The organism is Salipiger pallidus (genome assembly GCF_014643635.1).
GTDB classification, from domain to species: Bacteria; Pseudomonadota; Alphaproteobacteria; order Rhodobacterales; family Rhodobacteraceae; genus Salipiger; species Salipiger pallidus.
The window spans coordinates 357,993-372,804 of sequence record NZ_BMJV01000005.1 but is presented as its reverse complement, the minus strand read 5'-3'; the positions used below and the strand labels follow the sequence as shown (position 1 = coordinate 372,804).

Annotated in this window: 9 protein-coding genes; all 9 read left to right on the top strand. The window is 66.8% G+C overall.

The features are described 5' to 3' along the window. The first annotated feature begins 2 nt into the window (after window positions 1-2). Genes IEX41_RS13850 through IEX41_RS13815 form a run of 9 tightly spaced genes read left to right on the top strand, consistent with a single transcriptional unit; the run spans window position 3 to window position 14,808 of the window. A complete protein-coding gene (locus IEX41_RS13850) occupies window positions 3-971 on the top strand; it encodes a phage tail tube protein (protein ID WP_188790843.1) in 969 nt (322 codons plus the stop codon). Beyond that, window positions 971-1,432 (top strand): hypothetical protein, encoded by a 462-nt coding sequence (locus tag IEX41_RS13845; protein ID WP_188790842.1) that lies wholly within the window; start codon window positions 971-973, stop codon window positions 1,430-1,432. Before IEX41_RS13850 ends, IEX41_RS13845 begins: the two co-directional genes overlap by 1 nt. Further along, entirely contained in the window at window positions 1,333-1,743 is a 411-nt protein-coding gene (locus IEX41_RS22040; RefSeq protein ID WP_444544448.1) for a DUF7697 family protein, read from the top strand. The genes IEX41_RS13845 and IEX41_RS22040 overlap by 100 nt, the downstream gene beginning before the upstream one ends. Beyond that, entirely contained in the window at window positions 1,740-5,681 is a 3,942-nt protein-coding gene (locus tag IEX41_RS13840) for a phage tail tape measure protein (protein WP_188790841.1), read from the top strand. Before IEX41_RS22040 ends, IEX41_RS13840 begins: the two co-directional genes overlap by 4 nt. A 1-nt stretch (window position 5,682) precedes the next feature. Beyond that, window positions 5,683-6,033, top strand: a complete 351-nt coding sequence (locus IEX41_RS13835; RefSeq protein ID WP_188790840.1) for a hypothetical protein — start codon at window positions 5,683-5,685, stop codon at window positions 6,031-6,033. Beyond that, window positions 6,030-6,503 carry a DUF1833 family protein gene (locus IEX41_RS13830; RefSeq protein ID WP_188790839.1) on the top strand — a complete coding sequence of 158 codons (474 nt, stop codon included), beginning with the start codon at window positions 6,030-6,032 and terminating at the stop codon, window positions 6,501-6,503. Before IEX41_RS13835 ends, IEX41_RS13830 begins: the two co-directional genes overlap by 4 nt. A 12-nt stretch (window positions 6,504-6,515) precedes the next feature. Next, window positions 6,516-7,265 carry a hypothetical protein gene (locus IEX41_RS13825; RefSeq protein WP_188790838.1) on the top strand — a complete coding sequence of 250 codons (750 nt, stop codon included), beginning with the start codon at window positions 6,516-6,518 and terminating at the stop codon, window positions 7,263-7,265. Window positions 7,266-7,301: 36 nt separating this feature from the next. Further along, window positions 7,302-7,676 (top strand): NlpC/P60 family protein, encoded by a 375-nt coding sequence (locus IEX41_RS13820; protein ID WP_188790837.1) that lies wholly within the window; start codon window positions 7,302-7,304, stop codon window positions 7,674-7,676. Beyond that, entirely contained in the window at window positions 7,666-14,808 is a 7,143-nt protein-coding gene (locus IEX41_RS13815; RefSeq protein ID WP_188790836.1) for a host specificity factor TipJ family phage tail protein, read from the top strand. Before IEX41_RS13820 ends, IEX41_RS13815 begins: the two co-directional genes overlap by 11 nt. The last annotated feature ends 4 nt before the right edge of the window (window positions 14,809-14,812 follow it).

Below are 14,812 nucleotides of genomic sequence, written 5' to 3'. Positions count from 1 at the left end.
CCATGCCCAATGCACGCGGCGATCGCGCCAAGTTCCTCTCGCGCCGTCAGGCGTCCTTCGGCGCTGCCGAAGCGGCGGCGGCCGGGGCCTTCTACCTGCTGCCGTTCTATAGCTACAACGTCGTGCCCTCGGGCGAGCTGGCCAATGATGAGGTGATCCAGGGTGATGCCTTCCCCGGTGAGACCGTGGCGGGGCTGCGCAACCTCGCGGGCGGCATCGAGGTGCCCATGGGGCTCGATAGCATCGGCTGGCATCTGGCGCAGCTCCTCGGTCTGCCGGAGACCACGGGCACCGGGCCCTACACCCATGTGTTCACCGCCAAGGCGAACCCTGCCATCCTGCTGGCCACCCATGGCATCAGCCACACTGATACTGTCGCGCACTTCGTGCAGGACAGCCTGGCGCTCGCCGGTCTCGAGATCACGGCGCAGAAGAACGGCACGCGTCAGCGGGTGACGCTGAACATGGTGGGCCGTGAAGAGGTGAAGGCGGGCGCCACGCTCGACGCCTCGCCGGTGGCCTTCTCGCCTGACCCGGTGCCGGTCGGCTTCCAAGGGGGGCTGACCCTCGACGGCAACGACGCGGCGGTGACGCAGGCAAGCCTGACCCTCAACACCGGGCGCGAGGCGGATCAGGAGACCATGAACGGGCTGGCTACCGCTGATGACATCAGCCCGGGCATGTGGGATTTGAGCGGCTCGCTCACTGCACGGTTCCGCAACACCACGCTTTATGACGCGGCCTCGGCGGGCACGCCCATGCCGCTCGTCCTGTCCTGGCCGATGAGCGCCGGTTACAGCCTGATCGTGCGGGTTCCCTCGGTCACGCTCGAGCGCAATGGTCTGCCTATCGACGGGCGCGGGGTGATCTCGCAGAACTTCAACTGGCGCACCAACCGTCCCGCCGTGGGTCAGGAACTGTTCGAGGTGACGCTGGTCAACAGCACCTCCGATTACGCGAACGCCGCCTGATGGTGCTGCGCCTGTCGCGGGCCCTGGCCGGGGCCCGCACCATTCCGCTCGGATACGGCGTCACCGTGTCCTTCCGCCAGTTCACCTTCTCGGATCTGCGCGAGGCCGAGGCTACGGCCATGCGCCTCGCCCGCGAAACCCTTCCGCCGGCCCATGCCTTCGATGCGGCGGCGCTCGATGACGAGGATCTCGGACCCGAACATGAGGAGGCGCTGCGCGGTCAGGCCGCGCAGCACCTGGTCAAGCTGCTGCTGACCCGGTTCGGCACCGGCTGGGACGGCATCGAGGATGACACCGGCGCGCCTGCGCCGCTCCAATCCGAGACCATCGACGCCTTCCTTGATCTGTTCCCAGGCACGGCATCTTCGCTGCATGCGGGGCTGCTGTCGCCCATGGTGGCGGTGGAGATGGAGGGAAACGTCTCCGCGCCCTCGCCGCATACCGCTACGGCGGAGGCCTGAGCTTCTGCGCTGATTGTCGGGCCACGCCTGGCTTTTCCTGCGCGAGGTTCGGGGGCGAGGGCGCCTGTCCCGAAGACACGCACGCACCGCAGAGCGTCGAGGGCCGCGCCCTTGCCGCCATCGGTGCCAGCCTGGCGCATCAGCGCCGCATCGGGCCCGCCGGCTATGCCGGGCTCGACATGCCTGCCTGCCTCGCGATGACCGAGGCGCAGGGCATTCCGACATCCGTGGCGGCGCTGCTGCTGCCGTTCTGGGAACTGGGGCTGCTACAGGCCTCGGCCCGCAACCGTGAGACCGAAGGCAAGTCATGAGCACCACGACGCGCAGCTACACGATCCGCCTTTCTGCCGCCGGCAAGCAGCAGCTCGAGGCGGATCTGAAGGCGCTCGGCCGGTCCGGCGAGCAGAGCCTCCGGAAGATCCAGTCGGCAGGGCGTCCGGCAAGCGCCGGTCTGCGTGAAACCGATGGCGCGGCGCGGCAGCTCAAGGGCTCGCTCCATTCCATGAGCCAGGAGTTGCCTGCCGTCCAGCGTCTCGCACGGTTCATGGGCACCACGGCGCTGGCTGGCGGTCTGGTGGCCTTCGGCAAGGGCGCGCTCGATGTGGGGCGCCAGTTCCAGGCGATGATGCAGCGGGTCGAGGCGGCAACGCAGGCCAACGAAGGCGATCTCGACCGGCTTGCCGAAGCGGCCAAGCGCCTCGGTGAGACCACGGCCTTCAGCGCCATGCAGGCCGCCGAGGCCATCGAGGTGCTGGCGAAGAACGGGGTTTCAGTTACCGACATCCTCGGTGGCGCGCTCGACAGCTCGGTGATGCTGGCCAGTGCCCTTGGCGCCGAGATCGCGCCCTCGGCCGACCTGGTTACCGACGTAATGCAGCAGTTCGGGCTGACCGCTGCGGAGTTGCCCGAGATTGTCGACCGGCTCACCGGTGCCGCCTTCACCTCGAAGTTCGGCTTCGACGACCTGCGCCTCGCGATCGCGCAGGCGGGCGGCGTGGCCGGGACCACGGGCGTTGAGATCAACGACTTCCTGACAACGCTCTCCGCGACCGCCTCGAGCTTTGCCTCCGGGTCTGATGCCGGCACGTCCTACAAGACTTTCTTGCAGCGTCTGGTGCCCGAGTCTGCCAAGGCTGCCGCGGTGATGTCGGATCTCGGCCTCGAGTTCTTCGACGCCAATGGCAACATGAAGGGGATGGCCGAGATCGCGCAGGAGCTGCAGGACGGGCTTGCGGGTCTGGACGAGGCCAGCCGCCTCGAGGCGCTCAAGACGGTCTTCGGCACCGACGCGATCCGCACCGCTTCAGCGCTGGCGGCGCAGGGGGCGGACGGCTTCCGTGATCTCGCCTCGGCCATCGGCGAGGTTTCGGCACAGGAACAGGCCGAAGTGCGGATGCGCGGCCTCGATGGAGCGCTGAAGGAACTGGCCGCCGCTTGGGAAGCGCTGCAGCTCGAGGCGGCTCAGAACGGCGGTCTCGAGATCGCGGAGGAGTTCACCCGCCGCCTGACCGAGGCACTGCGCTATCTCACCGAGAACTTCCAGGAGGTGGAAGAGATCGTCGAGCGGGTGGCGCAGGCGCTCACCGTTTACCTGGTCGGCAAGGGGATGACGCTCGCCGTGGCGAAGGCCGTCGCCATGCGGGCTGCCTACATCGAGCTCGCCGGGTCGGTTTCGGGTGTCGGTACTGTCGCAGGCCGCGCGGTGGGGCCGATGACCCGGCTTGGCGCGGCTGCGCGGGTCCTGACGGGGGTGCTCGGCGGGCCGTTGTCACTGGCGATCACCGCCGCATCCCTGATCGCCTTCGGCCTTGATACGGACAAGGCGGCGGATGCGATCGACCGGGCGGATGCCGCCGCGAAGGCCGCCGCCAGCGCGCTTGATGAATACCAAGCCGCATCCAAGCGGGCGGCTGATGAGCAGAAAGAGCTCGGCGGGCAGGTGAGCGCCGCGACCGAGGCGATGCTGGTTCAGACCCGCGCCAACCTGGTGCAGGCGCTCGAGGACGCGCAGCGCGAGCTGAAGGCTGCGCAGGACAGCATGAGCGGGGCGTTCTGGGATGGAGATGGCTTCGATGACTTCGCGGCGCGCTATCGCATGCTGTTCCGGACCAACTTGCAGACTGGGGCGCCGGAGGGACCCACCAACCGCTACCTCATGCAGATGGCGAAGATGGCCGAGCAGGCTGGCGCGCTCAAGATCTCGGCCACCGCCTTCATGGAAAGCTTCAGCGAGATCCAGGCCATCGGTCCGGCCTTCGAGGAAGCGGGGGCCGCCCTGCAGTCGATCCTCGACGGTGGCGGGCCGCTGGCAGGCAATGCCGCGCTCGAGAAACTGCGCGAGATGGCCGCAGCGGCGGGGATCTTCGGAAATGAGGTCGAGGCCATTGACGGCGCGGGGTCGGAGGCCGAGCTGCGCCGCGCCTACGGGGCGCTGGTCACCGCCATTAATGAGGCGGTGATCGCCGGGCGGCAGCTGCGGTCCGAAGATCTGGAACGGTTCCGGGAGAATGCCGCTGGTCTTGCAGGCCTCGAAAAGAACGAGGAGCGCCTCCTCGAACGCCATCGGGAGGCACTCGACATCTCACGGGACCTCTCCGAGGAACGGCCCTTTGACGCTACCGCTGACAGCGCCGGCCAGGCTGCTGACGAGATCGACCGCGCCACGCGCGCCTTTGCTGACTACCAGAAGTCCCGGGTGCAGGGCGCGAGCCTTGAGAGAGACTTCCCCTCGACGCCGGCGGTTGCGCAGGAAGGCATGCGATCCTTCATCGCGTGGCTCGAGGGCACTGCGCCCGGATCGCACCCGCGCGCGAAGGGCTACAACACCACCCTCGATTATGATCGCTACACGGGGCCGGTGAACCTCGAAGGCATGACCCTGAACCAGGTGCAGGCGCTTCAACGGCAGATGCTCGCGCACCCAGATAACCCGCACAACTCATCAGCGGTGGGCATGTACCAGATCGTCAGCACCACCCTGCGCGGCCTCATCAAGGAAATGGGCCTCACCGGCAATGAGCTGTTCACCGGAGATCTGCAGGATCAGATGGCAGATAGGCTCATTGCGCGGCGTGGCCGCAACCCCGCGGCGCTGCGCTCTGAATGGGAGGGGCTGAACCGCGCCGGAGATGCTGACATCCTCGCAGCATATGATTCCGACCGCGGGGCACGCGCGCAATCGCTGGCGGAAGCGGAGACGCAGTCCGCTGAAGCGGCACGAGAGCGCGCAGCCACACTGCGCGAGGTGGTGGCTGTCGGTGAGCAGCAACTCGAGCAGCTGCGCCTCGAGGCGAGTCTTGCAGGACGATCCGTCGAAGAGCAAGCGCGGCTCAGGTTCGAGTATGAGGCGCTGAACAGCGCGAAACAGCAGGGCATCGACGTCGACAAGGCATTGGCTGAAGATGGTCGCACCTTGCGGCAGGTGATCCAAGAGAACGCGATCGAGTATGCGCGCCTGGTTGCGGCGAAGGATGCCGATACAGAAGCGACCGAGCGCAACATGGAAGCGCAGGAAGACCGTGATGAGCGGATCGACGGTTACAAGCAGCAGATTTCTGGCCTGTTCGAGAACCTAAAGCCCGGTGGGGCGGGGATAGAAGGTTTCTGGGATGACCTGACGTCGATGATTCTCGACAAGCTTTGGAGCCTCGCCTTGGATCCGGTCTGGCAGCAGCTCGCGATGCTGATGGATCAGGCGTTCTCTGGGCAGGGTCTTGGGGCGATATCCCTCGGCACTGCAAGCGCCGGATACTCGGCTGGCCCTGATGCTCTGGCTTCAGCTGGGCTGTACGCCAACGGGGGTGAGTTGCCGCGCAGGGCGGGTGGCGGCGGGTTCCGCGAAGTGCGGCGGGCAGTTGGACAGCTTGAGGGGGCGGGTGGCAAGCGGCAGGACAACCTTCTGTTCTGGGGCTCACGCGGTGAGTTCATGCAGCCGGCGGATGCCGTCGATCACTACGGCGTCGACTTCATGGAGGCGATCCGTACCCGGCGCCTGCCGAAGTTCGCGGACGGCGGGTTCCTTGGAGGGGTCTCAGCGGGCGCGGCGTCTGCTTCGCTGCAGCCTGTCGTCAACATGCCGGTCAACATCGAAACGCTGGAAGGCACCACCGCCGAGGTCACGCGGACGCCTGACGGCGGCATGAACATCCGCATGGTGCGCCAGTTCATGCGTGAAGAACTCGCCAGCGGCAGCATGGACGGCGCAATGCGTCGTCGCTACGGCGGCCGCCCTCTCCCGAAAGGACAATGACATGCCGACATGGCCCGCAAGCCTGCCGTTCTTCCAATCCGCCCGTGGTGCACGGCGGGACGTGCAGCCCGATGTGATCCGCACCCAGATGAGCAAGGGGCCTGCCAAGGTGCGGCGGCGGTCGTCCTCGGCCCCGATGCCGCGGCAGGGGCGGATGGCGCAGCTGACCATGGCGCAGCTTCAGGCCTTCGAGACGTTCTTCTGTGATGAGCTGGGGGAGGGCGTCCTGTCCTTCACCGCGACAGACCCGCTGGACGGCCTTGAGCGCAGCTTCCGCTTCGTCGGTGGATATTCGGTGGAGCCGAGGGGCGTGCGCCGCGATGTCACCGCTACCCTGGAGATCCTGCCATGACGCACGAGATCAGCACGCGGCTGCGGACGGCGATCTACGCGGCGGAAAGCCCCGAGATCCTGACCACGATCCTGCGCCTGAGCCACCCGGCGTGGGAGGCCCCTGTCTGCCTCGTCAGCAACGGTGAGCCGCTGGTGCATGGCGGCGAGACCTATCACCCGTTCCCGTTCACGCTCACCTTGCCGGAGAGCGAGGAAGGGGTGCTGCCGGTCCTCAAGTGGGAGGCGCAGAACGTCACCCGCGAGCTGATCCCGCAGCTGCGCAGCATCACGGGCGAGATCTACGCGCGGGTGGCGTGGGTCCTGACCTCGACCCCGGACGTGGTCGAGCGCGGGCCGTTCGAGGTGCAGATCTACGGCGTCGAGTACGACGCGCTCAGGATCAGCGGGACCATGACCCTTGAGCCGGTGCTCGAGGAGCAGTTCGGCTGGCTCACCATGACGCCGGGCAACACCCCGGCGCTGTTCTGAAGGAGAACATCCATGAAATCCGAGTACGTGAAAGAGGCCGCCGACTACCTGCGCGGCTACGTCCAGCGCCCCGGCCATGATGCCGACCTCGCTGCCGAGCTGTGGTTGCAGATCCTGCGGGGCGAGGGCGGGGGCGAAGATGCGGCTGCCGATATGCCTATCAGTATCGAGCCTATGGCCGGGCATTACCCCGAAATCATCCGCAAAGGGGATGGCGCCGTGAAGATCCGTATGGTCCGCCAGCCTGCGGGCGAAGACGACGCGACCACGTCGGAAGGCGCTGCTGAGCAAGAGCCGGATCAGCCCGTTATCGATGTTCTCGGGAAGTGCACCTGGAGGCTCGCGGACGGCGGTGTGCTGGAGCTGTCGGAAGGTGCCTACCGGATCGGGGCGGATTACGTGCCAATCCCAGAGGTGAGCCTGCTTGAGCCGGACGTGATGGATAAGCTGTTTGGGGATGAGATCGTGATCTCGTCTGTGTCGCTCACCGACATGGCCCCCATCTCTGAGGAAAAGACCGAGGCCATCGCGTCTTCGGTGACCCAGCTTTGCCACTGCACCGACGGCAGCTGTGGCGTCTGCCGGGCCAAGGCTGTGGCAGAGGAAGTCGCCAAGCTCAAGGCGCGTATCGAGGCGCTTGAAGGGGCGGCGGCTCAGAAGAAATCCGATGATGAGCTGCGCAACAGGATCGACGCGGCGTTTGTCCGGCATGACGAGATGTGCAGCCGGTACGGAATCCGCCCGAAGCCGAAGGGCTGCTGAGCCCTCATCCCATCCCCACGAAAACGGAAAACCCCCATGTGGACCGACGACTGGATCGGCCTGCCTTACGCGGAGCGTGGGCGGGGGCCGGAGGCGTTCGACTGCCTCGGGCTGTGGCTCGCGCTGCAGCAACTGCGCTTTGGGCGCGAGATCCCCGACCCTGATTGCACCATGCAGGCGGCGCTAAGGCAGTCGGTGGTTGATGAGTTCCGCCCGCGCTTTGAACGCGTCGAGATCGCAGAAGAGGGGGACGCTCTGCTGTTCCTCTCCGCTGGCCGCCCCCTGCACCTCGGCTACGCCCTGAACAACCGGGACATGCTCCACATCGAAGCCCACAGCGGAAGCCGCGTGGACTGCTGGCGCAGCATGCGCTGGAACGGAAAGCTCGAAGGAATTTATCGTGTTCGATGACACCCCTCTGCTCGACGTGGTCGGGCAGCAGCACCCGCTGCGCCGAGACGTTGTGCGTCCCGAAATCCTCTGTGGTGCCACTGTCGCTGAGATTGTGGGCGCGATGGATCTCAACACAGAGCGTTTCGGTCTGCCGCTGGTGCGACTCATCCGCGGCACCGAGATGTCGATTGTGCCGCTCGACATGTGGCGCAAGGTCCGTCCGAAGGCTGGGACCCGCGTTGAGGTTGCCTTCCCGGTCCGTGATCCGGGCTCGCTGGCGCTGCTGGCGTCGGCGGCCCTGCCGCATGCCGCGAGCTGGGCCGCTGGCGCCCTGAGCCTCACGGGCGGCGCCTATGCCTTGGCCGTCGGCGCGATTACCGTTGTCGGCGCGCTGGCGATCAACAGCCTGATCCCGCCGGCGCAGCAAGGCGGGGCAGGCGGGCCGCAAAACTACGCTATCACCGGCACCGCCAATGCCGCCAACCCTTACGGCGTCTATCCGTCCGTCCTCGGGCGTCACCGCATGTACCCGACGCTGACCGCCTCTGGCTATTCAGAGACCGTGGGCAAGGATATCTATTACCGGCTCCGCGCGACCTTCGGCTGGTGTGGAGGTGTGGGTGGAAGTGCGGGGGTGATGCTGGAGGATCTGCGCATCGGCTCGACCCCGATCTGGGAATACGAGGGCGTCGAGATCGAGATGCTCAACGTTGACCGCGAGCGCACGCTGGCGGCGATGCCGGAGCTTGCGGACCTGATCCCGACCCTGACCGAGGAAGCGCACACGCCGCGCGCACGCCTGCAGGACGTGGGCGACAGCTACGTGTTCGAGCCTGCGGACGCTGTGTCCCGCGCGCGCATTTCCGTTGACGTGACATGCGGGGATAACGGCGGATCCTTCGATCTGGCGCTGGATGTGTCCGAGGACGGCGGCGCTTGGGTGCAGGTGCAGACGTGGCCGGGCCAGACTGGCGCGTTCGAGTGGGCTTCTGCCGACTTCGGCGCCGATGGTGTGTCTCGTCGCTGGCGGCTGCGCATCACTGGCGCCGTGCCCGCACCGCCGTCCGAGGCCCAGCTGCTCTATGGCCTGCGCGGCACCCGCCCGGACTTCGTGATGGTCACGGACACCTCGGGGGCCTACCAGCAGCCGCAGCCCGGCTGGCGGCAGGGGTCCGAGACCATGCGGCTCTACCCGAGCAATGTGGCCGAGGACAGCTACAACGACCTTCCGGACCGCGATGCGCCGGTGGTGCGCTACACCCGCGAGCAGACTGTCTCGGCCAGCGTGGACATCAGCTTCACGAGCGGTCTGTACGACAGCAACGACGGCGACGTAGGCAAGCACGAGGCCAGCTTCCGCTTCAGCTACCAGCCCGTCGCAGGCGGCGTGGATGAGGGCGCGTGGATCACGGCAGGGCAGAAGACCTACCGTGCCAAGTCCACCACGCTGCTGCGCTACAGCTACGACATCACGTTCCCGGAGCCGGGGGAGTATGCCATCCGCGTCGAGCGCCTCGATGGCATCGACAACGACAGCGGAGACCAGAACGCGGGCTACCTGACCGCAATCCGGTCCTTCCGCGATGGCAAGCTGCCGAGCCATGAGGGCATTGCCGAGATCGCCCTGCGCATTAAGGCCAACGACCAGCTGAACGGGCGGATCGACAGCCTCAACGCCATCGTGCAGCAGCTGGCGCCGGAGCTGGACGGCAACCTGCAGTGGACCGAACCGCGCCCGGTGCGCCATCCGGCGTGGATCTACGCGCAGGCCCTGCGTGGACCCCACCTGCGCCGCCCGGTTGCCGATGAGCGGATCGACCTCGCCACGCTATATGCCTGGGCTGCCGAGGAGCCGCACTGGACCTGCGATTACGTGGTGGACACCGCCACCCAGCTGAAGGACGTGCTGGACATCATCTGCGCCGCCGGGCGCGCCCGCCGCACCCTGGCTGACATGCATTATAGCGTGGTGCGCGAAGGGGCGGCGGGGCCGGTGCGTCAGGTGTTCACCCCGCGCAACTCTTGGGACTATCGTTCGAAGCTGACGTTCCCACGCGAGATCCATGGCTTCCGCTGCATGGTCCGCTCTGAGCGGCTCGACTGGCAGGAAGACGAGGTGCTGGTGCTCAAGGACGGGTACACCCGCCAGACCGCCACCGAGCTTGAGACCCTGCAGCTGCCCGGCACTGTCGTGACGGCTGAGGACGAGGACGAGGGCAACACCTACCGGCTCGGCCGCTATCACCTCGCCACGGCGTTGCACCGCCCGGAGACCCATTCGTTCAAGGCGGACTGGGAGAGCATTCATATCCAGCACGGCGAAAAGATCCGGCTGGTGCATGACGTGCCTCTGATCGGTGTCGGCGAAGCGCGGGTGAAGGCGCTGACGAATGAGAATGGCCTCATCACCAGCATCACGCTGGATGATGTGTTCGACTTTGATCAGGCCAGCTTCCGGATGGTGGTGCGCAATGCCCGCGCCGGTATTCGTGCCTTTGCCGTGGCCTCGCCGGTGGACCCGCAGGCCCGCGTCTGGACGCCCAGCGTTGAGGTGCTCGAGGAGTGGATCGACGTGGGCGATCTCGTCGCCATCGAGGAGACCGAGCAGCGCAGCGCCGACATGCTGGTGATGGCTGTGCGCCCCGAGGCGGACGAGACCGCGCTCATCGAGGTGGTGGACGCCGCCCCGTGGGTGCTGGACGCGGCCACCACCGAGGTCCCTGCCTACGATCCGGTCATCACCCTGCCACGCCCCGCGACGTCGGACCTGCCGCCGGCGCCGGTCATCACCGCGGCCTACTCGTCGGATCGCACCCAGCTTGTCCTGCCGGACCTGTCGGTGCGCCCGCGCATCGCGGTGCAGCTGGCCCCCATTGCGTCCCGCGCGGACCTCGATGGGGTGACGGTGCAGCTGCGCTGGCGCGAGGCGGACGAGGACGAGACGCCCTGGACCTACGGCGAGACCGTGCCGGCGGGCGAGTACAGCCTGCTCACCGGCGCGCTGGACGAGGGCGTGAGCTACAGCGTCGAGGCCCGGACCACCGGGCGCGACGGCAAGACACGCGGCTGGGGTGCCGCGCCCGCCGATGTCACGGCGACGACAGCCGCACCGGCCCCGCCCGCGATTGTTGCGTCTGCCGTTCCGGCCAGCATCGCCGATGCCAGCGGCACCGCCCGCCGCCCGGCGATCCGCCTGTCGTGGGTCGCGCCGACCAACCGCACCGTGCGCGTGACGTGGCAGCTGCGGGTGGCCGCCACCGGCGAGGTGTTCGACCGGGGCCGCTTTGCCGAGGCCTCGGAGACACCGATCACGCTCTCGGACGTCCTGCTGCCGGATGTGGCCTACGAGATCCGCGCCAGCTTCGTCACTGGGGCGCCGGATCTGCGGCGATGGTCGGGCTGGCTGCCGGTGACGACTCCCGATCTGCGCCTGACCGCTGACGACGTTGCGGATGAGTTGCGCGAGCGGATCAACACCGCATTTGAGCGGCACGACGAGCCCATCGAGGACGCCACCGGCACCGTGGGGGATCTGCGCGATGCCGTGCTTGAGAGCTTCGGCACGTTCGGCACGTTCGACGGCCTGCCGCTGGCGGAGGCCATCGAGCGATCCATCGGCTCGCTCACCGCGCCTGTTCCGCTGTCCACGCGGCTGGACGTCGAAACGCAGCGCCTCACCGACACCCTGCCGCGCATCCGGTCCGTGGAGCAGACCGGGCGCGATCTGATGCAACGCATGATGGCGCTGATGGACTTGCAGTGGTCCACCGACCAGCGCCTGACTGGCGCCGGGATCTACGTCGATCCCGAGGACGGCACGGTGAAGATCGAGGCGTTCGAGTATCTGCAGGATCAGGTCTCGGAGGTCCGAGTGAACCTCGATGCGGCCACCGCGCAGCTTGGGCTGTATGCCACTCAGGCCTATGTCGATCAGGAGGTGTTTCGGGCCCTCACGGACCCGACACAGCTGCCGTTCCTCGATGACCTGATCGTGGATGTGCGGGAGGTCGAACTTGTCCTCGATGGCGTCAACGGCACTCTCGAGCAGCACGCTTCGGCCCTGACCGTCAATGGCGGCCTCGTCACCATGACGACCGTGACCAGCACGCTCGATGCAATGGCAGGTCTGATCGAAGACCGCGTGACCAAGGAAGAGTTCGACCCTTACACCGCCCGCCTGTCTGCCGCCGAGCAAGTGATCGAGGCGATCCCGGATGCGGCCACGATCCGCCAGTCGGTCGAGGCGTCCCGGATCATCGCTCGGGACGTGAACGATCTGACCGCGCGGTCCATCGCGGATATGTGGGGGCGCTACGAGGCGGAAGAGGCCATCCGTGTGGCCGAGGCACAGGCGCGCTCGGAGCTGCAGGCTTACGTCGATGAGCAAGACCGGGCCGTTGCCGAGGACGTGACCGAACTGCGCGGCGCGGTGGACACCTCGAACGCGCAGATCCGTGACGAACTGCGTGTTCGCGCCGCTGAGGATGAGGCTCTTGGTCAGACCCTAACGCAGGTCAGCGCTGGCCTCGCCAGTGTCAGCGGGCAGGCCGAAGGCACCGCAGACGCCGTTACCGAGCTGACGGGCCGCGTGGCGCGGAACGAGGAAGGCCTGACCGCAGAGGCTGCGAGCCGCACGCTGATCGTGTCGTCTGTCCGGGAGCTACAGGGCGAGCAGCGCGCAAGCACCGCGCGCAGCATCGTGGACATGTGGAACGCATTTACGGCTGAAGAGAACGTCCGTGACGCGGTGGCCGTCTCGCTGGAAGAGGTGCGGACCTGGGTCGAAGAGGGCTTGTTGGCCGAGGCCAACGCGCGCGATCTTCTCGGGGCGGCGCTCGGAGAGGCCCAGGCCAGCATCGTGTCGGAGCGCACCGCGCGCACCTCGGCGGACGAGGCGCTGGCGCGGCAGGCCAATCAGCTCTCGGCGGATCTTGGCGAAGCGCAAGCGGTGATCAACGAGGAGCAGACCACCCGGGCCACGGCTGATGAGGCGCTGGCCGAGGAGATCTCCCGGATTGAGGCGTCCCTCGGCACCGCCCAAGGCCAGATCACGGAAATCAACAGGGTGAACGTGAACTCCGGCTCGGCTCTGGTGCAGTCTCACCTCAATATCCAGGGCACGGTGAACGACCCCGAAACCGGTCTGGCGGCAGCGCACGGTGGCATTGAGGCGCTGAACACGGTCGATGTGAGCTCGGACTCTGCTCTGGTGCAGGATTATCTCGGCCTTAAGGGTGTGGTGAACGACCCGGAAACGGGACTCCAAGCTGCTCATGGCGAGATCGACCAGATCAACACCGTGAACGTGAACTCGGACTCTGCACTGGTGCAGGCGTTTCTGATGGTACGAGGGGCGGTGAACGACCCCGAAACAGGCTTGGCCGCTGCACACGGTGAGATCAACGAACTGAACACCGTGGATTTGTCTTCGGACTCCGCACTGGTGCAAGCGTTCTTGACGGTCCGAGGCGCGGTCAATGATCCGAATACTGGCTTGGCGGCTGCTCATGGCGAGATCGACCAGATCAACACCGTGGACGTCAGTTCGGACTCCACACTGGTGCAGGCCCATCTCGGATTGCAGGCCACGGTCAACCATCCTAGCACCGGGCTCGCGGCAGCACACGGTGAGATTGACCAGATCAACACGGTCAGCGCTTCGTCCTCGTCGGTGATCGCTCAGACCGTGGCCCAGATGAGCGCTACTCTCTACGACGCCGATTCCGGCCTTGCCGCAACGGCAACGTCTCTTGATGGCGTCACCACGCAGGTTGAAGAGCAAGGCGACAGCCTGACCGCGCTCGCCGGGCGCGCCAATGTCATCGAGGCCAGCCTCGGCGCCGGGCAACTCGTTCCGAACGGGGACTTCCTGACGGACCGCCTTGACGGGTGGTCCGATGTCGATACCGGCTTTGCCGTGATCCCCCGTGGCACCACGGCATTTGCGGCGGTCCAGAATGCCCCGACCCCCTTCGTGTTGCGCTCGGCGGCGAATGACTACAGCGGTGCGGTCATCGTTGACGGCGTGCCGGTGCAGCCGGGCCAACAGTTCCGCGTGTCGTTCCGTTCGGCGGCTGCATCGGGCGGCAATGCCCTGCAGGGGTTCCGCTTCATCTTTTTCGACGCCGCCGGGAACGTGCTGTCGGGCGCGGATCAGGTTCGCGAGGCACAATCCAATGCCACGGCGTGGACCGACCACGACGACCTCGACCTCGTGACAGTCCCGCCGTGGGCGGCGTCGGCCCGCATTCGGTTCCGTCGCAGCGTCGGTGGCGTTGGATGGGGCTTTGCGACCAGCTTGCGCGTCGAGCGCGTCTCGGCCACCGAAACGGACGTGCGCGCCCGTGTCGAGACGGTCGAGGCAACGCGCGTGGACGCAGATGGCGCGGTGGCCGCTGTCGAGCGGCAGATCTCGGCGAGCTATGGCGATCTGACGGCGATGGCCTCGGCCACCGCCTTCGCTCAGGCTGGGCTGAACGGAATCAACTCGGGCTTCATCTTCCAGCTCAACGGCGAAAACGTCCTCGAGGCGGTGAGCGTCAGCGACGGTGTCGGCGGCCCAGTCAGCACGTTCCGGCTGGCAGCGGACTACGTGCAGATCACCGGCATTGCCCAGATCGACACGGCGGTGATCTCGCAGCTCTTCGCCGATGAGATCGTGGTGGGCAATCTGACCGTCACCGGGGAGATTATCGCGCCGGGCGCGGTGTCTTCGCAGGCTCATGTGTTTGCCTGGCCCTATGCGTCCACGGCTGACGCTGACTTCATCCTCGTGAGCAGCGCCGACTACACCACGCTCATCACGCTTGACCCGATGGATGTCGAGGCCGGTTCGAGCGTGCGGCTCGACGCCAGCTGCAACATCGACGCCCCCGATGGTCAGGCGTGGGGGCTGGTGGCCTACGAGATGCAGTATCGCGCCAACGAACAGGCGCCGTGGAGCGCGTGGGAAGGCATCCGCTTCTCGGCGACCGGGATCATCCCCGGCAAGGCCGCTGACGGTCAGATGATCCCGTTCACACACGCGACAGCGGACCTTCGCAGCGCCACCGAACAGCGGCGGTATCGCCTGCGGGCGCGGCTCCAACCGGGCAGTCCGCGCATGCGGATCTGCCGGGTCGATTTCTTCGCACAACAGATCAAGAGGTAAGATC